The 22476-nt window shown below is 72.5% G+C and carries 21 protein-coding genes and 1 riboswitch; of the genes, 13 read left to right on the top strand and 8 right to left on the bottom strand.

Going from position 1 to position 22476, the window contains the following annotated elements:
• Positions 1 to 30 precede the first annotated feature (30 nt).
• The 4 genes from ACF089_RS29835 to ACF089_RS29820 all read left to right on the top strand — a co-directional run bounded on the left by ACF089_RS29835 (position 31) and on the right by ACF089_RS29820 (position 3978).
• Positions 31 to 804: a MerR family transcriptional regulator gene (locus tag ACF089_RS29835; protein ID WP_392033180.1), complete on the top strand. Its 774-nt coding sequence runs from the start codon at positions 31 to 33 to the stop codon at positions 802 to 804.
• A 53-nt stretch (positions 805 to 857) separates the two neighbouring features.
• Positions 858 to 1331, top strand: a complete 474-nt coding sequence (locus ACF089_RS29830; RefSeq protein ID WP_006123076.1) for a bifunctional nuclease family protein — start codon at positions 858 to 860, stop codon at positions 1329 to 1331.
• Between the two features lie 217 nt (positions 1332 to 1548).
• Positions 1549 to 2151, top strand: coding sequence for a MerR family transcriptional regulator (locus tag ACF089_RS29825; RefSeq protein WP_392033177.1), 603 nt, complete (start codon positions 1549 to 1551; stop codon positions 2149 to 2151).
• Positions 2152 to 2286: 135 nt separating this feature from the next.
• Positions 2287 to 3978, top strand: coding sequence for a DNA polymerase IV (locus ACF089_RS29820; RefSeq protein WP_392033175.1), 1692 nt, complete (start codon positions 2287 to 2289; stop codon positions 3976 to 3978).
• On the opposite strand, the gene ACF089_RS29815 is transcribed toward ACF089_RS29820, so the two are convergent.
• Entirely contained in the window at positions 3888 to 4271 is a 384-nt protein-coding gene (locus ACF089_RS29815) for a PRC-barrel domain-containing protein (protein ID WP_392033173.1), read from the bottom strand. The two genes, ACF089_RS29820 and ACF089_RS29815, sit on opposite strands and share 91 nt — an antisense overlap.
• Before the next feature lie 114 nt (positions 4272 to 4385).
• A riboswitch (glycine riboswitch) is annotated at positions 4386 to 4483 on the top strand.
• 186 nt (positions 4484 to 4669) lie between these two features.
• Between ACF089_RS29815 and gcvP the strand changes: the two genes are divergently transcribed.
• Entirely contained in the window at positions 4670 to 7555 is a 2886-nt protein-coding gene (gene gcvP, locus ACF089_RS29810) for an aminomethyl-transferring glycine dehydrogenase (protein ID WP_392033170.1), read from the top strand.
• A gap of 350 nt (positions 7556 to 7905) precedes the next feature.
• On the opposite strand, the gene ACF089_RS29805 is transcribed toward gcvP, so the two are convergent.
• Together ACF089_RS29805 and ACF089_RS29800 are read right to left on the bottom strand one after the other, a co-directional pair.
• Positions 7906 to 8103 carry a DUF5999 family protein gene (locus ACF089_RS29805; protein WP_392033167.1) on the bottom strand — a complete coding sequence of 66 codons (198 nt, stop codon included), beginning with the start codon at positions 8101 to 8103 and terminating at the stop codon, positions 7906 to 7908.
• A gap of 315 nt (positions 8104 to 8418) precedes the next feature.
• The gene (locus ACF089_RS29800; protein WP_392033163.1) at positions 8419 to 9006 is read right to left on the bottom strand and encodes a hypothetical protein; all 588 of its coding nucleotides are present in this window, start codon (positions 9004 to 9006) and stop codon (positions 8419 to 8421) included.
• Between the two features lie 504 nt (positions 9007 to 9510).
• On the opposite strand from ACF089_RS29800, the gene ACF089_RS29795 reads away from it, so the two are divergent.
• Both ACF089_RS29795 and ACF089_RS29790 read left to right on the top strand, forming a co-directional pair.
• Positions 9511 to 11025, top strand: a complete 1515-nt coding sequence (locus tag ACF089_RS29795) for a glutamate-cysteine ligase family protein (protein ID WP_392033160.1) — start codon at positions 9511 to 9513, stop codon at positions 11023 to 11025.
• Positions 11026 to 11306: 281 nt separating this feature from the next.
• On the top strand, positions 11307 to 12089 hold the full coding sequence (locus ACF089_RS29790) for a CPBP family intramembrane glutamic endopeptidase (RefSeq protein WP_392033157.1): 783 nt from the start codon (positions 11307 to 11309) through the stop codon (positions 12087 to 12089).
• 27 nt (positions 12090 to 12116) lie between these two features.
• Here the strand turns inward: ACF089_RS29790 and ACF089_RS29785 are convergent, their stop codons facing one another.
• Positions 12117 to 12941, bottom strand: coding sequence for a PhzF family phenazine biosynthesis protein (locus ACF089_RS29785; protein WP_392033154.1), 825 nt, complete (start codon positions 12939 to 12941; stop codon positions 12117 to 12119).
• A 401-nt stretch (positions 12942 to 13342) separates the two neighbouring features.
• Here ACF089_RS29785 and ACF089_RS29780 point away from each other — a divergent pair, with 401 nt between their 5' ends.
• A complete protein-coding gene (locus ACF089_RS29780; protein ID WP_392033151.1) occupies positions 13343 to 14242 on the top strand; it encodes a phosphotransferase in 900 nt (299 codons plus the stop codon).
• A 550-nt stretch (positions 14243 to 14792) separates the two neighbouring features.
• Positions 14793 to 15434, top strand: a complete 642-nt coding sequence (locus tag ACF089_RS29775) for a PadR family transcriptional regulator (protein ID WP_392033148.1) — start codon at positions 14793 to 14795, stop codon at positions 15432 to 15434.
• Positions 15435 to 15544: 110 nt separating this feature from the next.
• Here ACF089_RS29775 and ACF089_RS29770 read toward each other — a convergent pair whose 3' ends face one another.
• Together ACF089_RS29770 and ACF089_RS29765 are read right to left on the bottom strand one after the other, a co-directional pair.
• A complete protein-coding gene (locus ACF089_RS29770) occupies positions 15545 to 15973 on the bottom strand; it encodes an SRPBCC family protein (protein WP_392033145.1) in 429 nt (142 codons plus the stop codon).
• Positions 15974 to 16034: 61 nt separating this feature from the next.
• On the bottom strand, positions 16035 to 16247 hold the full coding sequence (locus ACF089_RS29765) for a hypothetical protein (RefSeq protein ID WP_392033143.1): 213 nt from the start codon (positions 16245 to 16247) through the stop codon (positions 16035 to 16037).
• A gap of 222 nt (positions 16248 to 16469) precedes the next feature.
• On the opposite strand from ACF089_RS29765, the gene ACF089_RS29760 reads away from it, so the two are divergent.
• Together ACF089_RS29760 and ACF089_RS29755 are read left to right on the top strand one after the other, a co-directional pair.
• On the top strand, positions 16470 to 17012 hold the full coding sequence (locus ACF089_RS29760) for a Clp protease N-terminal domain-containing protein (protein WP_392033140.1): 543 nt from the start codon (positions 16470 to 16472) through the stop codon (positions 17010 to 17012).
• 49 nt (positions 17013 to 17061) lie between these two features.
• Positions 17062 to 18090, top strand: coding sequence for a DMT family transporter (locus ACF089_RS29755; RefSeq protein WP_392033137.1), 1029 nt, complete (start codon positions 17062 to 17064; stop codon positions 18088 to 18090).
• Between the two features lie 114 nt (positions 18091 to 18204).
• Here ACF089_RS29755 and ACF089_RS29750 read toward each other — a convergent pair whose 3' ends face one another.
• Positions 18205 to 18870 (bottom strand): pyridoxamine 5'-phosphate oxidase family protein, encoded by a 666-nt coding sequence (locus tag ACF089_RS29750; protein ID WP_392033135.1) that lies wholly within the window; start codon positions 18868 to 18870, stop codon positions 18205 to 18207.
• 23 nt (positions 18871 to 18893) lie between these two features.
• Here ACF089_RS29750 and ACF089_RS29745 point away from each other — a divergent pair, with 23 nt between their 5' ends.
• Positions 18894 to 20225, top strand: coding sequence for an aminotransferase class I/II-fold pyridoxal phosphate-dependent enzyme (locus ACF089_RS29745; RefSeq protein ID WP_392033132.1), 1332 nt, complete (start codon positions 18894 to 18896; stop codon positions 20223 to 20225).
• Here the strand turns inward: ACF089_RS29745 and ACF089_RS29740 are convergent.
• The gene (locus tag ACF089_RS29740) at positions 20216 to 21364 is read right to left on the bottom strand and encodes a DMT family transporter (protein ID WP_392033129.1); all 1149 of its coding nucleotides are present in this window, start codon (positions 21362 to 21364) and stop codon (positions 20216 to 20218) included. The genes ACF089_RS29745 and ACF089_RS29740 overlap by 10 nt on opposite strands.
• Before the next feature lie 178 nt (positions 21365 to 21542).
• On the opposite strand from ACF089_RS29740, the gene ACF089_RS29735 reads away from it, so the two are divergent.
• A complete protein-coding gene (locus tag ACF089_RS29735) occupies positions 21543 to 22454 on the top strand; it encodes a LysR family transcriptional regulator (protein ID WP_392033126.1) in 912 nt (303 codons plus the stop codon).
• Positions 22455 to 22476: the final 22 nt, after the last annotated feature.

The following is a 22476-nucleotide window of genomic DNA, read 5'->3' as shown; positions in this document are numbered from 1 at the left end:
TGGGGTATGCGACCCCGCCAGGGAAGGCACATGCGCACACCGACGGGCGGTGCCGGTCACGGCACCGCCGCCGCGGCGGAGAGGCTTTCCGCGGGCGAGAGGCTGATGAGCATCGGTACGGTGCTCGGTCAGCTGCGTGACGAGTTTCCTGAAGTCACGATTTCCAAGATCCGTTTTCTGGAGGCCGAGGGGCTGGTGGAGCCGCGGCGCACGCCGTCGGGGTACCGCAAGTTCAGCTCGGCGGACGTCGAGCGGCTGGCCCAGGTGCTGCGGATGCAGCGGGACCACTATCTTCCGCTGAAGGTGATCCGTGAGCATCTGGACGCCATGGCCCGGGGCGAGCAGATTCAGCTGCCCGCCCAGGGAGCCCCTCGGGAGCCCTCTGGCGACGCGTGGGGCTCCGGGGGCTGGGAAGTGCCCGGCGAGCGCCGTACGGCCGCCAGAGTGGGCCGGGCGGAGCTGCTGGCCGCCGCGGAGCTGGACGAGGAGCAGCTGGCGGAGTGGGAGTCGTACGGGCTGCTCGCGCAGCATCCCGACGGCGGCTACGACGCGGAGTCGGTGACCGTCGCCCGGCTGGTGTCCGATCTGGGCGGCTTCGGTCTGGAACCGCGCCATCTGCGGGCCATGAAGGCCGCCGCCGAGCGGGAGGCCGGCCTGATCGAACAGGTGGTCGCACCCTTGCGGCGGCATCGGAATCCGCAGACCAGGGCGCATGCCGAGGCGACCGCGAAAGAGCTGGCGGCCCTGTCCGTACGGCTGCACGCGGCCCTGGTGCAGACCGCCCTCGGGGTGCGGATCGGCTGATCCGGGAGGTGCCCGACTACCCAAACGGGTCGGGCACGTCCTAGGGTTGCTGTGTGAACGAGCTCGACGTTGTGGGTGTCCGGGTGGAAATGCCCTCCAACCAACCGATCGTGCTCCTGCGTGAAGTGGGAGGCGATCGGTACCTCCCCATTTGGATCGGTCCTGGGGAGGCGACCGCCATTGCCTTCGCCCAGCAGGGCATGGCGCCCGCCAGACCGCTGACGCACGACCTCTTCAAGGACGTCCTGGAGGCGGTGGGGCAGGAACTCACCGAGGTCCGCATCACCGACCTGCGCGAAGGGGTCTTCTACGCGGAGCTGGTCTTCGCCAGCGGAGTCGAGGTGAGCGCGCGGCCGTCCGACGCCATAGCGCTCGCCCTGCGCACCGGAACGCCGATCTACGGCAGTGACGGGGTGCTCGACGACGCGGGAATCGCGATTCCGGACGAGCAGGAGGACGAGGTGGAGAAGTTCCGCGAGTTCCTCGATCAGATCTCTCCGGAGGACTTCGGGACCAACAGCCAGTGACCGCCGCGCGGTGAGCCGGTGGCCGTCGGATTCCGGCGGTCACCGGAGAGGCCGTCGCGGGAGTGACTTCGGCGCATTCGAGGAGCCTTTCCCCGTTTTGGGGCACGGGAAACCACTCTCAGGGTGATTATCACTCGGCGTGCCGAGTGTGGCGATCGTTGACGCACCCCTGGTGACTGCCTACCGTCGAGTGGGCAGTTCAAGGACGGAGGTCGGCGTGAGAAGCAGCGGCGACGGTGCGGTGGGGGGTGCCCTCGGACGCGGTCTGGGGGAGAGCGGGCCGTATCCGCTCCCGGAGGGTGCGATCGACCGGCCGGCGGACACGGACACGGTCGGTTATCGAGGGCCGACCGCGTGCGCGGCGGCCGGGATCACGTATCGACAGCTGGACTACTGGGGCCGTACCGGCCTGGTCGAGCCCAGTGTGCGGCCCTCGTACGGCGCCGGGGCCCAGCGGCTCTACAGCCTGCGGGATGTGGTCGTCCTCAAGATCGTCAAGCGTTTCCTGGACACCGGGGTGGCGCTGCAGAACATCCGCGCCGCCGTGCGGCATCTGCGCGGCCGCGACCACGCGGATCTGGAGCGGATGACGCTGATGAGCGACGGGGCGACGGTCTACGAGTGCTCCTCGCCCGACGAGGTGGTGAGTCTGCTCCAGGGCGGTCAGGGGATCTTCGGGATCGCGGTCGGGGTGGTCTGGCGCGATGTGGAGACCGCGCTGTCGCAGCTGCACGGCGAACGGGTCGACACCGGCGAGACGCTCGTCGGCCACCATCCCGCCGACGAGCTGGCCAGACGGCGGCAGAATCGCGCGGTCTGACGGTCTGGGCCGCTGTCCGCCGTGGCGCGGCAGGGTCCTGCGGCGGTACGAGCCCCCGGGCCGGGGACCGGTGGTCGGGCCGGTGCGGGCCCGTCGGCCGGGGCGATGTCAGTGCCGTAGGGCAGCATCGAGGGTGTGAGACCCGCGCCGACGATCCTGCATCTGGACATGGACGCCTTCTACGCTGCCGCGGAGCAGGCGGCCAAGCCCAGTCTGCGCGGAAAACCGGTGATCGTCGGGGGGCTCGGCCCGCGCGGAGTGGTCGCCACCGCCTCGTACGAGGCCCGGCGCTTCGGGGCGCACTCGGCGATGCCCATGGCGCAGGCCCGGCGGCTCGCGCCGAACGCGGCGTATCTGGTGCCGCGCTTCTCCTTCTACCGTGCGATCAGCGATCAGGTCATGGAGCTGCTGCGATCGCTCTCCCCGCTGGTCGAGCCGCTCAGCCTGGACGAGGCCTTCGTGGACCTGGAGGCCGGCGGCGCGGCGCACGATCTGCCGTCGGCGCTGGCCGCCGGTGAGCGGCTGAGAGTGGACATACGCGCGGTGACCGGGCTGACCGGCTCGGTGGGGCTCGCCGGTTCCAAGATGCTCGCCAAGATCGCCTCGGAGCAGGCCAAGCCGGACGGGCTGGTGATGATGGAGCCGGGCGCCGAGCGGGAGCTGCTGGGCCCGCTGTCGGTGCGGATCCTGCCCGGGGTCGGCCCGGCGACGGGGGAGCATCTGCGGCGCGCGGGCATGACGACCTGCGCCGATCTCGCCGAGGCGGGCGAGGACGAGCTGGTGAGGCTGCTGGGGCGGGCGCACGGGACCTCGCTGTACCGCATGGCGCTGGGTCACGACGAGCGGCCCGTGGTGGCCGAGCGGGACACCAAATCGGTCTCGGTCGAGGACACCTTCGATGTGGATCTCCACGACCGGGTGCGGATCCGGACCGAGGTGGAGCGGCTCGCGCTGCGCTGTGTGGCGCGGCTGCGCGAGTCCGGGCACTCGGGGCGGACGATCGTGCTGAAGGTCCGGCGGTACGACTTCTCGACGCTGACCCGCTCCGAGACGCTGCGGGGCCCCACGGACGACGCCTCGGTGGTCCGGGAGGCGGCCGCGCGGCTGCTGGAGTCGGTGGACACCACCGGCGGGGTGCGGCTGCTGGGCGTCGGGGTGTCCGGGCTCGCGGACTACACGCAGGAGGATCTCTTCGCCCAGGCCTCCGCCGCCGCGGAGGCCGCCGCCGGCGCACCGGCGGCCGTGTTTCCCGCTCCCGGGCCGGACGGCGCCGGGGAGCAGGACGCGCGGCCGGCGGGCGGGGCGCGCGAGACGGATGCGGCGGGGGAGGCGGAGGGGGACGTGCCCGCGGTGCGGGAGTGGACGCCCGGGCACGATGTGCGTCATGACCTGTACGGGGCGGGCTGGGTGCAGGGCAGCGGCGTCGGGCGGGTCACCGTGCGGTTCGAGCGCCCCGGCTCGCCCCCGGGGCGGGTGCGCACCTTCCGGGTGGACGATCCGGATCTGATGCCGTCCGATCCGCTGCCCCTGGTGGGAGTGGGAGTGCGAGCGGGAGCGGAAGTTCCGGAGCCGGGCGCCGGGGCGGCGGGGGAGGCCGGGACGGACGCCGGGCCGCTGCCCGTACCGGAGTCGGCGGCGGTGGCGGACGCTGGGCCGGGGCCGGGGCCGGAGCCCGAGCCGGGGCCCGCGCCGGATGCCGGGGGTGCCGACGGGCCCGGCGGGGCTGGGCGCGGTGGTCAGTCCTCGTCGCCCGCCAGCCGGCCGAAGGAGCGGTCCTCCGGGGGCGGAGCGGGAGCCTCCGGAGACGCCGAGAGTTCGAGGCCGTAGTGCTGGTAGAGCTGGATCTCCTGCTCGGGGGAGAGATGGCGGCCGACGCCGAAGTCCGGCGCGTCCTTGATCAGCGAGCGTTCGTAGGGGACCCGGAGGATGTCGTCGGCGAAGGTGCTCGGCTCCAGCGGGACGAAGGCGTCCCGGCTGAAGAGCCCGGTGCGCACCGCCGCCCATTCGGGTGTACCGGTGGCATCGTCCAGGTACACCTCGTCGATGGTGCCGATCTTGGCCCCGTCGCGGTCGAACGCCTTGCGGCCGATCAGGCTGCGCGGATCGATATCGGTCTGCACGGTCCCTCCATATGGTCGCAACTGCTCTTTAATCCATACGAAAGGGCACATCGAAGGCGTCGGCCACTTGAGCGATCGCTGAAAGGGCGCGCTGGTAGGCTGGCAAGCGGCTGCTGACCCCGCGCGGGAGAGTCCACCGGCAGGACGACGGTGGCGCCGAAGGAGCAAATCCTCCCCGGAATCTCTCAGGCACCCTGTACCGCGCGGACGAGGTCACTCTGGAAAGCAGGGCGGGCGTCGGACGGCATCCGCTCTCACCGACGGTGAAAGCCGGAGCGTCGCAGGCAGGCGGTCCGGTGAAGCTCTCAGGTTGAGATGACAGAGGGGGAGGCCCGTCCAGGGCACCCCGCGTGCGGTGGTGCCTCTCGCAGGTCGCGTCAGACCAGGAGGCCTCCTACATGACCGCCAACCGCATTCCGCTCTCCAGCCTCGAACAGGGCATCCCGTTCGAGCAGCGCCACATCGGGCCCGACGCCGCGTCGCAGGCCAAGATGCTGGCCCAGGTGGGATACGGCTCGCTGGACGAGCTGACCGCCGCGGCCGTCCCCGACGTCATCAAGACCGCTTCGGCGCTGGGCCTGCCCGAGGCGCGCACCGAGGCCGAGGTGCTGGCCGAGCTGCGCACCCTCGCCGACCGCAACGCGGTGCTGACGCCGATGATCGGCCTCGGCTACCACGGCACCTTCACACCCCCGGTCATCCTGCGCAATGTCATGGAGAACCCGGCCTGGTACACGGCGTACACGCCCTACCAGCCGGAGATCTCCCAGGGCCGGCTCGAGGCCCTGCTGAACTTCCAGACCATGGTCGCCGAACTGACCGGACTGCCCACTTCCGGAGCCTCCCTCCTCGACGAGGGCACCGCGGCCGCCGAGGCGATGTCGCTCGCCCGCCGGGTCGGCAAGGTCAAGCAGGGCGTCTTCCTGGTCGACGCCGATGTGCTGCCGCAGACCCTCGCGGTGATCCGGACCCGCGCGGAGCCGACCGGCGTCGAGGTCGTCGCCGCCGACCTCGGCGAGGGCATCCCCGCCGAGATCGCCGAGCGCGGCGTCTTCGGCGTGCTGCTCCAGTACCCGGGCGCGTCCGGAGCCGTGCGCGACATCAAGCCGGTCATCGAGGAGGCGCAGGCGCTCGGCGCGATCGTCACCGTCGCCGCCGATCTGCTGGCGCTGACCCTGCTCACCCCGCCCGGGGAGCTGGGCGCGGACATCGCCGTGGGCACCACCCAGCGCTTCGGCGTCCCCATGGGCTTCGGCGGCCCGCACGCCGGCTTCATGGCCGTGCGTGAGAAGTTCGCCCGCAGCCTGCCCGGACGGCTCGTCGGCGTCTCCGTCGACGCCGACGGGAACAAGGCGTACCGGCTCGCGCTCCAGACCCGTGAGCAGCACATCCGCCGCGAGAAGGCCACCAGCAACATCTGCACCGCCCAGGTGCTGCTCGCCGTGATGGCCGGCATGTACGCCGTCTACCACGGGCCGGACGGACTGCGCACCATCGCCCGCCGCACCCATCGCTACGCCACCCTGCTCGCCGCCGGGCTGCGCGCGGGCGGCGTCGAGGTCGTGCACGGCGCGTACTTCGACACCGTGACCGTACGCGTCCCGGGCCGCGCGGCCGAGGTGGTCGCGGCCGCCCGCGAGGGCGGGGTCAACCTCCGCGCGGTGGACGACTCGCATGTCTCGGCCGCCTGCGACGAGACCACGCTGCGCACCCACCTCACCGCGGTGTGGGCCGCCTTCGGCGTCAGCGCCGACATCGAGGCGCTCGACGGGTCCGCCGAGGACACCCTGCCGGCCGAGCTGCTGCGGACCGACGACTACCTCACCCACCCGGTCTTCCACCAGCACCGCTCCGAGACGGCGATGCTGCGCTATCTGCGCCGGCTCTCCGACCGCGACTACGCGCTCGACCGGGGCATGATCCCGCTCGGCTCATGCACGATGAAGCTGAACGCGACCACCGAGATGGAGCCGGTCACCTGGCCCGAGTTCGGGCAGATGCACCCCTTCGCCCCGGTCGACCAGGCCGGCGGATATCTCACCCTCATCCGTGAGCTGGAGGAGCGGCTCGCCGAGGTCACCGGCTATGACAAGGTCTCCATCCAGCCCAACGCGGGCTCGCAGGGCGAACTCGCCGGGCTGCTCGCCGTCCGCGCCTACCACCGGGCCAACGGCGACGAGCGGCGCACGGTCTGCCTGATCCCCTCCTCCGCGCACGGCACCAACGCCGCCAGCGCCGTGATGGCCGGGATGAAGGTCGTCGTGGTCAAGACCGCCGACGACGGCGAGGTCGACATCGACGACCTGCGCGCCAAGATCGAGCAGTACCGCGAGGAACTCTCCGTACTGATGATCACCTACCCGTCCACCCACGGCGTCTTCGAGGAGCACGTCGCCGACATCTGCGCCCAGGTCCACGAGGCCGGCGGCCAGGTGTACGTGGACGGGGCCAATCTCAACGCGCTGGTGGGTCTGGCCCGGCCGGGCGAGTTCGGCGGCGACGTCTCGCACCTGAATCTGCACAAGACCTTCTGCATCCCGCACGGCGGCGGCGGCCCCGGCGTCGGGCCGGTCGGCGTCCGGGCGCACCTCGCCCCGTATCTGCCGAATCACCCGCTCCAGCCGACCGCCGGACCGGAGACGGGCGTGGGGCCGATCTCGGCCGCGCCGTGGGGTTCGGCGGGCATCCTGCCGATCTCGTGGGCCTATGTGCGGCTGATGGGCGGCGAGGGTCTCAAGCGCGCGACGCAGGTCGCGGTGCTGGCCGCCAACTACATCGCCAAGCGGCTGGAGCCGCACTACCCGGTGCTCTACACGGGTCCCGCCGGGCTGGTCGCCCATGAGTGCATCGTGGACCTCCGCCCGCTGGCGAAGGCGACGGGCGTCAGTGTGGACGACATCGCGAAGCGGCTGATCGACTACGGCTTCCACGCGCCGACGATGTCGTTCCCGGTGGCGGGCACGCTGATGATCGAGCCCACCGAGAGTGAGAATCTGAGCGAGATCGACCGCTTCTGTGCGGCGATGATCGCGATTCGACAGGAGATTGAGAAGGTCGGATCGGGTGTGTGGCCCGCCGAGGACAATCCGCTGCGGAACGCTCCGCACACGGCGGCTGCCCTGGGCGGTGAGTGGGAGCACGCCTACACCCGTGAGGAGGCGGTCTTCCCGGCCGGCGTCAGCCCCGCGGACAAGTACTGGCCGCCGGTGCGCCGGATCGACGGGGCCTTCGGCGACCGCAATCTGGTCTGCTCCTGCCCGCCTCTGGACGAGTACGACGGCTGACGGCTGACGGACGCCGACCGGCGGCTCACAGCTGACAGGCGGTGGCGCTGATGCGCGGGGGCCGGTGCGGAGATCTCTCCGGCCGGCCCCTCGTCATGTCCCGTACGAAGGGGTGGAGCGGCTACGGGCGGGGCGGTACGCACGGGCCGCGGGCCGCGCCGGTTCTGGCGCCCTCGTCCGGACGAGCCGCCCGGCGGACGGGAACGGTCGGGCCGGAGAGGCCGGACCGGAGCGCGGGCGGGAATGACCGGACCGGACCGGACCGGACCGGACCGGGCCGGAGCGGGCCGGAGCGGGCCGGAACGGAACGGTCGGAGCGCGGGCGGGAGCGGTCCGGCGGCGTGGTGCGGTCAGGCGGCCGTCGGCGTCAGACCCACCCGGTGCGGTGCGATGATCTGACCGTTCGGCAGCAGCTCGCCCGTGTCCTCGAAGAGCACCACCCCGTTGCACAGCAGGCTCCAGCCCTGCTCCGGATGGTGCGCCACCAGGCGCGCCGCGTCCCGGTCGGCTGAGTCGGAGGTCGGGCAGGGCGGCTGGTGCTGGCACATGGGCGGGTTCTTTCGCTGTGATGTGGTGAGTGTCCTGCGGCTCGATGAGGTGTTCATGGCCGCCCCCGTATCTGTAGGTCCGGTCCCCAGTGTTGCCCCACGGGCGTCATCCCGCAGGGATTTCGCGACAGCTCGTCTCACTGATTAATGACGCCTCACCCGTGTGCCCGGTTCATTCCAACTGCCTTGTACTTTCGGGTGGTTCAGGGGGGCCGGAAAGGACTAGTCCGGTGGTGGCGCACGTGCGCCCCGCGACCGACCGGTCACGGGGCGCGAACAGGGGGCGCGTTCGGCCCGCTGGGTGGTGGCGTCCGGTCAGACCGGGGAGCCGAGAAGGGGTGCGGGGGTGAGCCGCAGGGTCATCACGGGCAGAAGGTCGGCCACCCGGTGCGGCCGGTCGGCCGCGATGCCGGGCGGGGCGGGCGCGAGCGGGATCAGAACGTCGTTGGGCAGCGGTACGCCTGACGCGGCGTCGGCGCTCGTGTCGCCGTGCAGCCACAGGGTGAGCATGTACAGCTCGGGGATGGACAGAAGTCTGGGCTGGAAGGGGGTGGCGAGCGACTCCGCGTGCCGCAGGGCCCGTTCGGTGGAGGTGAGGTAGGGGCCTTCGAAGAAGTGCGAGAAGGCCCAGCCGTCGGGGGTGAGCACCGTCTCCGCGGCGGCCACGTGCCGGTCGGCGGCGCGGATCAGGAAGCGCCACCCCGTCAGCCGGGTGCCGGGGCGGGCCTGGTCGGGGGTGATGCGGTCGAGGACATGGACGGGCAGAGGTGCTTCGGGGCTCACAGGTCCCTGGACGGACCTGAGGGCGGGAATGCGGTCCTCGCTCACGGCGGCGGGAGAGCTGAGCGCGGTGAGGACGCTGCGCAGTGCGGGCGCGGGGGCCGGGAGAGCGTGCAGCGGCATGGTGGGTCGCCTCTCACTTGGGGAGACACGGTGAGGCAGAGGCAGATGCGGACGGCGCTGTCAGCGTGCGGGCCAGAACGGCCGGGAAGGCGACTGGGCGCCAACTCTCTGCCTGCTGGACAAAGTTTATACGACACGCGTTCTCGCAGTGTTTCCGCTAGCGGTCGTGCGCATTAACTGCAAGGCAGGTTCAGGTCTTTGGCAGGGGTGGGATGTGTCGGATTCCCGAGGAAATTTCCATCTCGTCCAGGGGATTAACCCCGGAGGCGGTAGGCCGAAACCGGACGGTGTTTTTCAGCATACGACCGGCGGTGGTATCTGCGTACTGCACTCTGCTGAGGGCCCGTGCTCCATCGCACCGGCGGATGTGCCCTGTGTCACTGATGACACCCTACCTGTCTCCGGGTGCTGCCGCCGCGTTATGGATCAGCCAGGCTGGGCATTATCGTCCGTGACGTGAGCGACCCGATGTCGCGCGATGCCCACTCGAGGAGGGACGCTTCGATGGGGGAAAAGGTCGTGGCCGGCAGCTTCGAGCTGTCCGATCGCCAGCGCTACCGGCGAAAGCTGCAACAGTGCCTGGCGGGGCTCGCGCGACTGCTGGCCGAGCGGCGGTTCGACCGGCCCAAGAATCTGATCGGTCTCGAAATCGAACTTAATCTAACAGGTTCGGACGGGCTCCCTCGGATGATGAATGCCGAGGTACTCGAGAGAATCGCAAGTCACGATTTCCAGACCGAGCTGGGAATGTTCAATCTGGAAGTAAACATTGTCCCCCACCGGCTCGGCGGCCGCGTTCTCGACCAGCTGGCAGAGGAGTTGCGCGCGGGGCTCGGATATGCCGACCGGAAAGCCAACGAGGTCGGCGCCGGGATCGTGATGATCGGGATTCTGCCGACGCTCGCCCAGGACGATCTGGTCTCCGCCAACCTCTCCGACGTGGACCGCTACACGATGCTCAACGAGCAGATCGTCGCGGCCCGCGGTGAGGAATTCACCCTCGATATCGATGGCGTGGAGCGGCTGACCTGCACTTCCGCGTCGATCGCGCCCGAAGCGGCCTGCACCTCGGTCCAGTTGCACCTCCAGGTGACGCCCGCCCGGTTCGCCGACGTGTGGAACGCCTCGCAGGCCGTCGCCGCGGTGCAGATCGCCGTCGGGGCCAACTCGCCCTTCCTCTTCGGCAAGGAGCTGTGGCCCGAATCCCGGCCGCCGCTCTTCCAGCAGGCCACGGACACCCGCCCGCCCGAGCTCCAGGCCCAGGGCGTACGGCCGCGCACCTGGTTCGGCGAGCGCTGGGTGGACTCCGCGTACGACCTCTTCGAGGAGAATCTGCGCTACTTCCCGGCCCTGCTCCCGATCTGCGACGACGGGGAGGACCCGCTGCGGATCATCGACGACGGCGGCGTCCCCGGCCTGCGGGAGCTGATCCTGCACAACGGCACGGTCTACCGCTGGAACCGCCCGGTGTACTCGGTCGTCGACGGCGTCCCCCATCTGCGGGTGGAGAACCGGGTGCTCCCGGCCGGCCCCACGGTCACCGACGTGATCGCCAACGCGGCCTTCTTCTACGGACTGGTGCGCGCCCTCGCCGAGGAGCCCCGGCCGGTGTGGACCCGGCTGCCGTTCTCGGCCGCGGCCGAGAACTTCGACACCGCGTGCCGCGAGGGCATCGACGCCGGACTGCTCTGGCCGCGCCCCGGCCGGGCGGGCGGCGTCACCCGGGTGCCCGCGGTCAAGCTCGTACGGGACGAACTGCTGCCGCTGGCGGCCGCCGGTCTGGACTCCTGGAACATCGAACCCGCCGACCGCGACCGGTACCTCGGGGTGATCGAGGAGCGGTGCAAGCGGCGGGCGAATGGAGCCACCTGGCAGGCGGAGACCTATCACCGCGCCCTGGAGGCCGGACTGGAACGGGACGCGGCCCTCGCCGCGATGACCCGCCGCTACAGCGATCTGATGCACGGGGGCGAGCCGGTGCACACCTGGCCGGTCGGCTTCCCGGGGCGCGAGGCCTGAACGCCCGCCGGGAGGCCCGTCCGTCCGCCGGGAATCCGGAGAGCCCGGCGCCGGGGCCCGTCCGCCCGCCGTGAGGCCGAGCGCCCGGCGCGCCGCTCCGTCGGGCCCGCCGCGCTCCGGGGCCCGCCGCGCTCCGGGACCTGCCTCCTCCCCGCGCGGCGGCGTCGGGCAAGCTGTGATCTCCCGTGCGGTGACACCGGCGTTCGTCCCGCGCCCGGGTGAGGATGGTGCCCGGCGGGACCGAACGACTGGAGGCATGTGTGCAGACGGCATCAGGACGCGTGGCTGATTCCCTTCCCCCCGAGGCCCTGTCACCGAAGACTCTGCGGTCCGAGACGCTCCTGGTGCTCGCCCTCTCGCTGGGCGCGAGCGCGGTATCGGCCCTGATCAGCTTTGTCGGATCGCTGACCAAACCGGGCGGGCTCAAGGACCAGGCGGCGACGCTGAACGGGTCGTACGCGCCCGGCCGCCCCTGGCTCGATCTCTCCTGGCAGCTCTTCGGCATCACCACGGCCCTGGTGCCGGTCCTGCTCGTCGCGCACCTGCTGACCCGCGAGGGCGCGGGCGGGCTCCGGTCGATGGGCTTCGACCGGACCCGGCCCTGGTTCGACCTGGGCCGGGGCACCCTGCTCGCGGCGGGGATCGGCAGCGCCGGTCTCGCGTTCTACCTGGCCGCGCGCGCCGCGGGCTTCAACCTCACGGTGGTGCCCGAGTCGCTGCCCGAGGTCTGGTGGAAGTTCCCCGTGCTGATCCTCTCGGCGATCCAGAACTCCGTGGTGGAGGAGGTCATCGTCGTCGGATATCTGCTGCGCCGGCTCGACGCGCTGGGCTGGACCCCGACCGCCTCGCTCGCGGCGAGTTCGCTGCTGCGCGGCTCGTACCACCTCTATCAGGGCATCGGCGGGTTCATCGGCAATGTGGTGATGGGCGTCGTCTTCGTGCTGCTCTACCGCCGGTGGGGGCGGGTCGGACCGCTGGTGGCGGCCCACGCGCTGCTCGACATCGTCGCGTTCGTCGGTTACGCGCTGCTCGCGGGCCGGGTGGGGTGGCTGCCCACCGCCTGAGCCGCCGCCGGGTCAGCCGCCGCCGGGTCAGAGGGCGGTCAGCAACTCCCCGTCGATGACCGTGACCGCGCTGCCCGTGAGCAGGGTGCGCGCGTCCCGCAGAGCGGTACGGACCGTTCCCGAGCGCGCGGACGCCTGGAGTCCGGTCAGCTCGGCGCGCCCCAGACGGGCCGACCAGAACGGGGCGAGGGCGGTGTGCGCGCTTCCCGTCACCGGGTCCTCGTCGATTCCGACGTTCGGGAAGAAGCAGCGGGAGACGAAGTCATGACCGAGGGACGGATCCTCGGCCGGAGCGGTGACGATGACGCCGCGCCGGGAGTGCGCGCCCAGCGCGCGGACGTCCGGCGTCAGCTCGCGCACGGTCCGCTCGTCCGCCAGCTCGATCAGGAGATCGCCCACCTGGGGGCCGGTGTCATGGGCCGAGAGCACGGCGGCTCCCAGCGCCTCGGCGACGCCCGCCCAGGTCTCGACCGGGGTCAGCGGGGCGGTCGGGAAGTCGAGGGTGATCGTGCCGTCCCCCTGCACGGCGGAGGTGAGAACGCCGCTGCGCGTGGCGAAGCGGACCGTACCGGTGGCGGCTTCGGCGGTGTGCAGCACATGGGCGGTCGCGAGGGTGGCGTGCCCGCACAGGTCGACCTCGGTGGACGGGGTGAACCAGCGCAGCGCCCAGTCGGCCTCGCCGCCCGGCGGGAGCGGGTGCGCGAAGGCGGTCTCCGAGAGATTGACCTCGGCGGCGACGCGCTGGAGCGAGCCGGGATCGGGGAAGGCGGTGGAGCCGGGCAGCAGGACGACTCCGGCGGGGTTGCCGGTGAACGGGGTGTCGGTGAAGGCGTCGACGATCTGGATCCGCATGGGCCGACGGTAGCCCGGCGCGCGCCCCCGAGCGCCGGGGCCCTGCGGTATCGGCGGTTCCGTGTGGCGGGGGCCGCTCGACGGCGCCCATCCGTATGGAGGGGGCCCGCTCCACGATGCCCATCAGTATGGCGGGGCCCGCTCCACGATGTCCCGATCGCGTCGGCGCCGCCGGGTTCGCCTGCGGCTCTGTCGTCCCGTTACCCTCCGCCTCCCCGCAACCCTCGGTCGTACGCCGCGAGTAGTCCTCGCCGGACCGGATGACCTGGGACGACGAGCGAGTCTGACCGCGTCGCCCGAGACGGGACACCCCCCTGTGTCCTTCGGCGCCCGAGCGGAGGCCAGGTGTGCCGGGCCGTAATGGTCGGCGCCGACTCCCTCGTCCGTGCCAGGATTCGGGGGTGGACACGACCGACATCACGCGCGCGATCACGGCTGCGACCTCGGTCGCCGCGTCGCTCGGCCTGCCGGCGGACGACGCGGTCGTTCTCCACCGCTCGAACAGGCTGGCGCTGCGGCTGACGCCGTGCGACGTCCTCGCCCGGGTGGCCCCCGCGGGGTACGAGGCCGCGCGGTTCGAAGTCGAGCTGGCCCGACGGCTCGCCCGGGCCGGATGCCCGACGGGCCTGCTGGAATCCCGGGTGGACCCGCTGGTGCACACCCGCGACGGTTTCACCGTGACGCTGTGGACCTACTACGAGCCCGTGACGCCTCACACCTCGCCGGCCGACTACGCCCGGGCGCTGGAACGGCTGCACGCCGGTATGCGCGAGGTCGACGTGGTCGACGTGCCGATCCCGCGGTTCACGGATCGCGTCGCGGAGGCGGAAGGCGTCGTCGCCGACCCGGATCTCTCGCCGGAGCTGGCCGACGCGGACCGCGCGTTCCTCAGCGGCAGACTGGCAAGCCTGCGACGGGCGATCGAGGGCCGCGGCGCCGTGGAGCAGCTGCTCCACGGCGAGCCGCATCCGGGCAATGTGCTCGCCACGAGGAACGGCCCGCTCTTCATCGACCTCGAGACATGCTGCCGCGGACCGGTCGAGTTCGATCTCGCCCATGTCCCCGAGGCGGTCTGCGAGCGCTGTCCGGACGTCGACCGGGGCCTGCTGGACGACTGCCGGCAGCTCGTTCTCGCGGTGGTCGCCGCCTGGCGCTGGGAAGTCGGCGACCGGCTCCCGAACGGGAGACGGTTCGGAGACGAGATGCTGCGTTCGCTCCGCGAGGGCCCTCCCTGGCCGACGCTCGACACGATCGCCGGTCGACTGGACGGTCAGGAGCCGAAGGCCACTCGACGGCGGTAGGCGGCGAAGCGCCGTCGCGACCCGCTGAGCGCCGGCCTCTCGCTGTGACGTTGAACCAGGGCGCTGCTGTCGACGCTCGACGCTGACACCAGTGAAAGGGCACGGGTGTCAGTGAAGAGGCCCGGCACGGGAGGCGCCGCCGCGTCTTCCGCCGCCGGTACGCCTGTTCGCTGCAGGCCCGGGAGCGGCGCGGGGCGGGCGGCGAAGGCACCGGACGGCCAGGGCGCCGCACGGTGGAGGTGCGGACGCCCGTGAGGCGATCCCGGCCGCCCTCCGGACCAGGGTCCGGCACGATCCAGCGGTCCCGCCCCGGCCCCGGTCCCGCCCCGGCTCCGCCGCGCCCGCGACGCGCAGCCCGGATGGCAGCCGGGCCGCCGCCGTGCGCACAAGCCCCGCCCCGGCTCCCGCCGCGACGCCCTGCTGTTCGGCGCGCTCGGACGAGATCCACTGCCGCGGGACCACCCCCGGTATCGCTCGGGCATTGTTCTGCGAGCTATTCCGATATATCGTTGAGGTATCGCGACTGATCAACGATGGAAGGAGCGTAACGATGCGTCCTCATGTTTTCGAGCAGGAGCCCGACGGCGGGCACTGCGGTCCCGGCCATCCGGGCCGGGGCGGGTTCGGCGGGCATCGGGGGGCCTTCGGGCCGTTCGGGCCGCCCGGGCCGCCGCTTGGGCCGCCCTTCGGGGGAGGTCCGTTCGGCGGGGGGCCCTTCGGCGGGCGCGGTCGGCACGGCGGCGGCCGGGGGAGGGCGCGGCGCGGTGATGTGCGCGCCTCGATCCTGGCGCTGCTCAAGGACCGTCCGATGCACGGGTACGAGATGATCCAGGAGATCGCCGAGCGCACCGGCGGGGTGTGGAAGCCCAGCCCCGGTTCGGTCTATCCGACCCTCCAGCTGCTGGAGGACGAGGGGCTGATCACCAGCGCGAGCGAGGGCGGCAAGAAGCTGTTCACGCTCACCGAGTCGGGCACGGCCGAGGCCGAGGCCGGGCCGGAGGCTCCCTGGGAGGAGGCCGGTCGCGGGGTCGACTGGGACTCCGTCAATGAGATCCGGCAGGCCGGCTGGGGGCTCATGGAGGCCTTCGGTCAGGTGTGGAAGACCGGCAGCGCCGAGCAGCGCGCCCAGGCGGTCGAGGTCATCGACGAGGCCCGCAAGAAGCTCTATCTGATCCTCGCCGGCGAGCGCTGACCGTATCGCCGTGCCGGACCCTGTCGGACCCTGCCGGACCGTGAGGTGAGGTGCGGTGCCGGGCTTCGCGCCGCCGCGCGGGCCCGGCGCGTCCGCGCGAGGTGAGCGCGTCAGCCGACCAGCCCGCCCAGCTTCCGCAGCGACTCCTGAAGGGCGGCCGTCGCCGAGTCGGTGAGTCTGGCGGCCATCAGGGAGACGGCCGCGCCGGTGAAATCGCCGTCGATCCGGACCCAGGTGGCGTCGCCGTCCGGGGTGAGCGAGTAGCGGTTGCCGACCATTACCCCCATCGGGCCCGCGCCCCGGACCGCCAGCACCCGGCCCGCCTCGAACTCGTGCACGGTCCAGGCCACCTCGGCGGGAAACCCCATCAGCTTCATGTTCTCGCGGTAGGCGGCCCCCAGTTCGAGCGTGGCGGGGCCGCCGTCCGGGAATCCGGTGTGCATCGCGTTCCACCGGCCGTACTCCCCGAAGTCCGTCAGCCGGGCCCAGATCCGCTCGGCCGGCGCCTCGATCCGGGCCTCGGCGCTGACGTGGGTCATACGACCACCCCTCCCTGTCCGGTCACGGTCGCCCGGAAGGTAGTGGGGGCGGGCGGAACATTCAATACTGATGGCGCGTCAGATCGCTGCGCCCGGCGGGCACCCGCCAGATCTCGGCCGAGTCGAACGAGTCCGAGGCCCGGGGGTGCGGCCCCTCGTCATGGCAGTGGAAGGCGGCCCAGAACAGGTCGGCGCGCAGGGCGGCGGCCGGCGCGTACACCCGGTACACGTACTGGCGCCCGTCGGCTGCGAGCAGAGCGACCATCCAGAACATGCCGGAAGGGACGCATCGGACGTGGGGTCGGTTGCCTCCCGTCCGAAGGTCTGGGGGTGAGTCGGGAGTGAAAGGCAAGGCGGCGCGCGCCCCTGAGGGTTGAGTGCTCCGATCTCATCCGCAAGGAGGAGAAACCGGTCGTCCGTGCCCACCTTCTGTGGGATGGGCAAATGGGACTCTACGGGGACGTACGGAACGCCGTCCGCTGATGAAGTGGGAGATGTGCAGATCCCTCCTTCCAGGCTGCCCGGGCAGCCCGCCGTCATCCGGGCCGAAGTCGACGCCGTGCTGACCGCCGAGCTGGTCTCGGCGGTCGCGGCCGCGCGCCGGAGGGCGGTCCGGGACGGGGACCGGGAGGTCGACACCGCCCATCTTCTGCATTCATTGGTCGAGACCGATCCCGAGGTCCGGGCCGTCCTCGGCTCCAGGGTCGCCCGGGTGCTCGGCTATCTCGTGCAGCGCAGCATCGGTTACGGGCTGCGCTGGCGGGGCTCGGCGGAGGACTCGGGCGCGCCGCCCGGCCCGCGGGAGCGGCGCGCCGGGACGCCGGGCTGGTCGCCCTCCGCGCTCGCCGCGCTGGACGGAGCGCCGGCCCGGGCCCGCTCGCGCGGGGCCGCGCGGACCGAGGGCGTCGATCTGCTCGCCGGTCTGGCGGCCGACGCCGGCTGCCGTGCGGTGGAGGTGCTGCGCCGGGCCGGGGTGGACGCCGGACAGCTCGGCGGCCGGGCGCGTCCCGGGCCCGGGGGCGGATCCCGCGTGCACTGACATGCGCCATGGGGTCGACGGTCCTGACCGGCCCTGACATCATGTGCCGATGCAGGCGTCTGGAAGAAGAAGCGCGAGCCTGGGCATCGCCCTGGTCTCGGCGCTGGCGTTCGGCGGGTCGGGCGTCGCGGCCAAGCCGCTGATCGAAGCGGGCCTCGACCCGCTGCACGTGGTGTGGCTGAGGGTGGCGGGCGCCGCGCTCCTCATGCTTCCGGCGGCCTGGATCCATCGCGATCTGCTGCGCCGCAAACCCGCTCTGCTGTTCGGCTTCGGGCTGTTCGCCGTCGCCGGCGTCCAGGCGTTCTACTTCGCGTCCATCTCCCGCATACCCGTCGGGGTCGCCCTGCTGGTGGAGTATCTCGGCCCGGCCCTGGTCCTCGGCTGGATCCGCTTCGTCCAGCGCAGGCCCGTCACCCGGGCCGCCGCGGTGGGCGTGGTCCTCGCGGTCACCGGACTGGCGTGTGTCGTCGAGGTGTGGGCGGGGCTCCGCTTCGATGCGCTCGGGCTGCTGCTCGCGCTCGGCGCGGCCTGCTGCCAGGCCTGTTACTTCATCCTCTCCGACCACGGCAGCGACGGGAAGGACCCGGCGGACCCGCTGGGCGTCATCGCGTACGGGCTGCTCGTCGGCGCCCTGGTGCTGACGCTGATCGCCCGGCCGTGGCGGATGGACTTCTCCCTGCTGGCGGGCGACGCGGATCTGGGCGATACGCGGGTGGCGGCCTGGCTGCTGCTGCTCTGGGTGGTGCTGATCGCCACGGTGTTCGCCTATGTCACGGGCGTTCTCTCGGTGCGCAGACTCTCGCCGCAGGTGGCCGGGGTGGTGGCCTGTCTGGAGGCGGTCGTCGCGACCGTGCTGGCCTGGGTGCTGCTCAAGGAGCATCTGTCGCTGCCGCAGATCCTGGGCGGTTCGCTGGTGCTGGTGGGCGCGTTCATCGCCCAGTCGCAGGCCCCGAAGGCGCCGTCGCCCGGTCCTGTGGCCTCCGGAACACCCTCGGGCGCCGTCGCCGCCGGGCTCCTCGCGGGGGAGCCGGACGGCGCGCCCGGCGAGGAGGTCCCGTCGACCGGCGCCCGCCCGTGACATGACATGACAGTCCCGGTCCGCCCCCGTACGGCGGCGGACCGGGACTCGCGTCACCGGGCAGGCCCGAACGCCGCCCTCACGCCCCGCCGGCCGGCGGCGTCCGCGCCGCGCTCACCGTACGAGGTACGCCGGTATCGCCACCGAGGGCGCGAGATCGGGGGCCGGGACGGGCGCGCCGTAGGAGCTGACCAGGGGGACGACTCCGGTCCAGTACGGCAGGTCCGTGTCCTCGGGGTCGTCGTTCGGCGGCCCCGTGCGGATCTTGGCCGAGACCTCGGCCAGCTCCAGCCGCAGCACCGCGGTCGCCGCCAGCTCGCGGGCGTTGGCCGGACGGGAGTCCCGGGAGCGGCCCGGAACCACCGCGTCCACGAGAGCGTCGAGGGCGACCCGCTTCTCCCGCTCGTCCGTCACCGTGTGAGCGGTGCCGTGGATCAGCACCGAGCGGTAGTTGATCGAGTGGTGGAACGCCGAACGGGCCAGCACCAGCCCGTCGACATGGGTCACCGTCAGGCACACCGCCAGCCCCGGATCCGTCCCGCCCGCCATGCGCAGCGGGCGCGACCCCGTCGAGCCGTGGACGTAGACACGGTCGCCCACCCGGGCGTGGAGGGTCGGCAGCACGACCGGAGCGCCGTCCCGTACGAAGCCGAGATGGCAGATCCACGCCTCGTCGAGGATGGCGTGGACCCGCGCGTGGTCGTACGCCGCCCGCTCGCGGGAGCGGGTGGGGACGGTGCGTTCGGTCGGCTCGTAGGCATCCGGCATTGCGCCCTCCATTGCACTAGTGCATAATATTGTTTGTGCTAGGAGAATATCGGATCGTCGGGCGGCGCGCATCGGACATCGCGGCCAGCATCGAGCAGGGCGTCGGCGCGGGAGCGCTGGAGCCCGGCGCGCTGCTGCCGCCGATGCGGGAGCTGGCGACCCGTCTCGGCGTCAATCCCAACACCGTCGCCGCCGCCTACCGCACCCTGCGCGAGCGCGGGGTCATCGAGACCGCCGGACGCCGGGGCAGCCGGGTGCGCCCCCGGCCCGCCAGCACCGCCCGGGGCTCCCTCGGCGTCGACGCCCCGCCCGGTGTGCGCGATGTGAGCGCGGGCAATCCGGACCTCGCGCTGCTGCCGCCGCTGCGCGAGGCCCTCGCCGCCGCCGCGCTGGGCGACGAGCGGGAGCCGGGGCTGTACGGACAGGCCCCCGTCGACGAGGAGTTCGCCCGGCTCGCCCGCGCCGGGCTGGACGCCGACAAGGTGCCCGGCGGACCCGTCGCCGTCACCTCCGGCTCCCTCGACGCGATCGAACGCGTGCTCATCGCCCATCTGCGGCCCGGCGACACGGTCGCGGTCGAGGATCCCGGCTGGGGCTCCCTGCTCGACCTCGTACCCGCCCTCGGGCTCAAGCCCGTCCCCGTCGGCCTGGACGACGACGGTCCGCTCCCCGGCGATGTGGAGCGCGCGCTGGCCGAAGGGGCCCGGGCCCTGATCGTCACCGACCGGGCGCAGAACCCGACCGGGGCCGTGGTGAGCGAGGACCGCGCGCGCCTGCTGCGCGAGGTCCTCGCCCGCCGCCCGCGCACCCTGCTGATCGAGGACGACCACGGGCACGCCATCGTCGACCAGCCGCTGCACCCCCTCGCCGGGACCACCGAGAACTGGGCCTTCGTACGCTCCACCGCCAAGGCGTACGGTCCCGATCTCCGCGTCGCGCTGCTCACCGGCGACCGGGTCACCGTGGACCGGGTGGCCGGGCGGCAGCAGCTGGGGCCCGGCTGGGTGAGCAGACTGCTCCAGCGCGCCGTCGTCCATCTGTGGACCTCGGGCGCGGTCGACCCCCTCGCGGTGGCCCGCTCGTACGGCGAGCGGCGCGACGCTCTCGTACGGGCCCTGGCCGAGCGCGGCGTCACGGCCCACGGGCGCAGCGGGATGAACGTCTGGGTCCCGGTGCCCGACGAGACGGGCGCGGTGGCCCGGCTGCTGCACTCGGGGTGGGCGGTCGCGCCGGGCGCGCGCTTCCGGATGTCCGCGCCGCCCGCCGTGCGGATCACCGTCTCGGGGCTGACGCCCGACGACATCACGCCTCTCGCCGACGCCCTGGCCCGGGCCGCCGGCCCGGCTCCGGCGCGCAGCTACGGCTGAGCCGCCGGGGCCCGCCCGGCGCGGGGATCGGGGCTCGCGGGGGCGGAAGGCCCTGGCGGACCGCAAGGCGTGAGCGGCTCGGAAGACGCGGACGGACCGGAAGGTGCGGACGGCTCGGACGGTCCCGCGGCCGCCGGTACGGAAGGTTCCGCGCGGTTCGCCCGCGGCCGCCGCCTGCTCTGCGTCAGCGCCGCCCCCGCCAGTACGATCACCGCGCCCACCGGCGTGTTCCAGCTCAGCTCCTCGCCGAGGACCGTGACGCCCGCCGCCGTGGCGATGACCGGGATGAAGTAGGTGACCATCTGGGCGGTGGTCGGACCGATCTCCGCCACCAGTCCGTACTGGATCAGCAGCGCGAGCCCGGTGCCCAGGGCGCCCAGCGCGACCACCGCCAGCAGCGGCGCCGGGGAGAAGGACTCCGGCATCGAGGTGAAGACCGGTGTGACGACGGCCAGCTGAGCCGTGGCGATGCCCAGCTGTGCCCCCGTGAGGGAGAGATGCGAGTGGCGGTCGCCGGCCAGGGTGCGCCGGACGTAGATCCAGCCGATCGCGTAGAAGAGGGAGGCGAGCAGCGCCATCGCCGTGCCCCGGAAGTCCAGCCCCGAGAAGCCCTGCCAGGCCCCGAGGACGGTGAGCACCCCGAGGAAGCCGAGGCCGAGCCCGGCGACTCTGCGCCGGGTCGGCCGGTCCTCGGAGAGCGCGACCAGGGAGAGCAGCATGCCCCACAGCGGCGAGGTGGCGTTGCAGATGCCCGCGAGCGTCGACGGAATCGTCAGCTCCGCGTACGAGAACAGCGAGAACGGGATCGCGTTCAGCAGCAGGGCCGCCACGCTCAGATGGGCCCAGGTGCGGATTCCGCGCGGCAGCCGCTCCCGGCGGACCGCCATCGCCACGGCCAGGACCGCCGTACCGAAGAACAGCCGGCCGAAGGTGACCTGGAAGGGGGCGAACCCCTCGGTGCCGACCTTGATGAGCAGAAAGCTGAAGCCCCAGACGGTGGAGAGGACCGCGAAACGGATCCGCCAGTCCAGCCGCGGCCGGCCGGCGGGGGAGGGCGGGGCCGGTGAGACGGATGCGGCGGACGGGTCGAACGGACCGGACGAACGGGACGAACCGGATGGACCGGATGGCTTGGACAAGTCGGTCGGGTCAGACGGGTCGGACGGGCCGGATGGGTCGGACCGGTCGGATGGGTCGGACGGTTCGGGCGAGGCTGCGGAGGGCGGCGCGGCGGCGGTGGTCATGCCCTCACTCTCACCCCTTCAATTTCGTAGAACAAGCGAGAATTCGTTGCAGGGTTCGATTAGCATTGCTTACATGTTGAATCTGGAGCGCCTGCGGACCCTGGACGCCCTCGCCCGTCACGGCTCGGTCAGCGGCGCGGCCGACGGACTGCATGTGACCACCTCGGCCGTCTCCCAGCAGATGGCGAAGCTGGAGCGCGAGGTCGGCCAGCGGCTGCTGGCGAAGAATGGGCGCGGGGTCCGGCTCACCGACGCCGGACGGCTCCTCGCGGACCACGCGGCCCGGATCCTCTCCCAGGTGGAGCTGGCCCAGTCCGATATCGAGGCCCAGCGCGGCCAGGTCGTCGGCGAGGCCAGGATCGGGGCGTTCCCGACCGCCGCCCGGGGGCTCTTCCCCGCCGCGATCGCGGCCCTCCGCGCCGACCACCCCGAGCTGCGCGTCCGCTCCCGCGAGCTGGAGCCCGAGGAGGGGCTGCGGGCCGTCGTCCGCGGCGATCTCGATCTCGCCGTCGTGCTCGACTGGAGCAACAAGCGGCTGCCCGTCCCCGGCGGGCTCGCCCAGGCCCATCTGCTGGACGACGCGCCCGATGTCGCCATGCCCGCCGGTCACCGGCTCGCGGGCCGCTCCGAAGTGGATCTGGAGGAGTTCGCCGACGACGAATGGGTGTCCTGGCCGGAGGGCGAGTTCTGCCACGACTGGCTGATGTTCACCCTGCGCTCACGGGGCATCGAACCGCGGATCTCCCATCTCGCGGGCGAGCACCACACCCAGCTCGCGCTGATCGCGGCCGGGCTCGGCGTCTGCGTCACCCCGCGCCTCGGCCGGGGGCCGGTCCCGGCCGGCGTCGCGCTCGTCCCGGTGCGGCAGCGGGTGCTGCGCCATGTGTACGCGGTGTGGCGCACCGACGCGGACCGCCGGCCCTCCATCCGGGCCGCGGTCGAGGCGCTGCGCGCGGCGGCGGCCGGACCGGCCTCGGGGCAGTGACACCGGACTCCCCGGCCGCCCG

The organism is Streptomyces sp. NPDC014894 (assembly GCF_043080985.1).
GTDB lineage: Bacteria > Actinomycetota > Actinomycetes > Streptomycetales > Streptomycetaceae > Streptomyces.
Note: the sequence above shows the minus strand (reverse complement) of the source record. Positions and strands in the feature narration are given on the sequence as shown.

Bases quoted from the DNA above. Each gene is read 5' to 3' on its own strand.
- ACF089_RS29750 (WP_392033135.1), bottom strand. From the start codon at position 18,870: ATGGAGGGCGCAATGCCGGATGCCTACGAGCCGACCGAACGCACCGTC.
- ACF089_RS29785 (WP_392033154.1), bottom strand. From the start codon at position 12,941: ATGCGGATCCAGATCGTCGACGCCTTCACCGACACCCCGTTCACCGGC.
- ACF089_RS29775 (WP_392033148.1), top strand. From the start codon at position 14,793: ATGCGTCCTCATGTTTTCGAGCAGGAGCCCGACGGCGGGCACTGCGGT.
- ACF089_RS29755 (WP_392033137.1), top strand. From the start codon at position 17,062: ATGCAGGCGTCTGGAAGAAGAAGCGCGAGCCTGGGCATCGCCCTGGTC.
- gcvP (WP_392033170.1), top strand. From the start codon at position 4,670: ATGACCGCCAACCGCATTCCGCTCTCCAGCCTCGAACAGGGCATCCCG.
- ACF089_RS29765 (WP_392033143.1), bottom strand. From the start codon at position 16,247: ATGTTCTGGATGGTCGCTCTGCTCGCAGCCGACGGGCGCCAGTACGTG.
- ACF089_RS29800 (WP_392033163.1), bottom strand. From the start codon at position 9,006: ATGCCGCTGCACGCTCTCCCGGCCCCCGCGCCCGCACTGCGCAGCGTC.
- ACF089_RS29835 (WP_392033180.1), top strand. From the start codon at position 31: ATGCGCACACCGACGGGCGGTGCCGGTCACGGCACCGCCGCCGCGGCG.
- ACF089_RS29805 (WP_392033167.1), bottom strand. From the start codon at position 8,103: ATGTGCCAGCACCAGCCGCCCTGCCCGACCTCCGACTCAGCCGACCGG.
- ACF089_RS29770 (WP_392033145.1), bottom strand. From the start codon at position 15,973: ATGACCCACGTCAGCGCCGAGGCCCGGATCGAGGCGCCGGCCGAGCGG.
- ACF089_RS29735 (WP_392033126.1), top strand. From the start codon at position 21,543: ATGTTGAATCTGGAGCGCCTGCGGACCCTGGACGCCCTCGCCCGTCAC.
- ACF089_RS29795 (WP_392033160.1), top strand. From the start codon at position 9,511: ATGGGGGAAAAGGTCGTGGCCGGCAGCTTCGAGCTGTCCGATCGCCAG.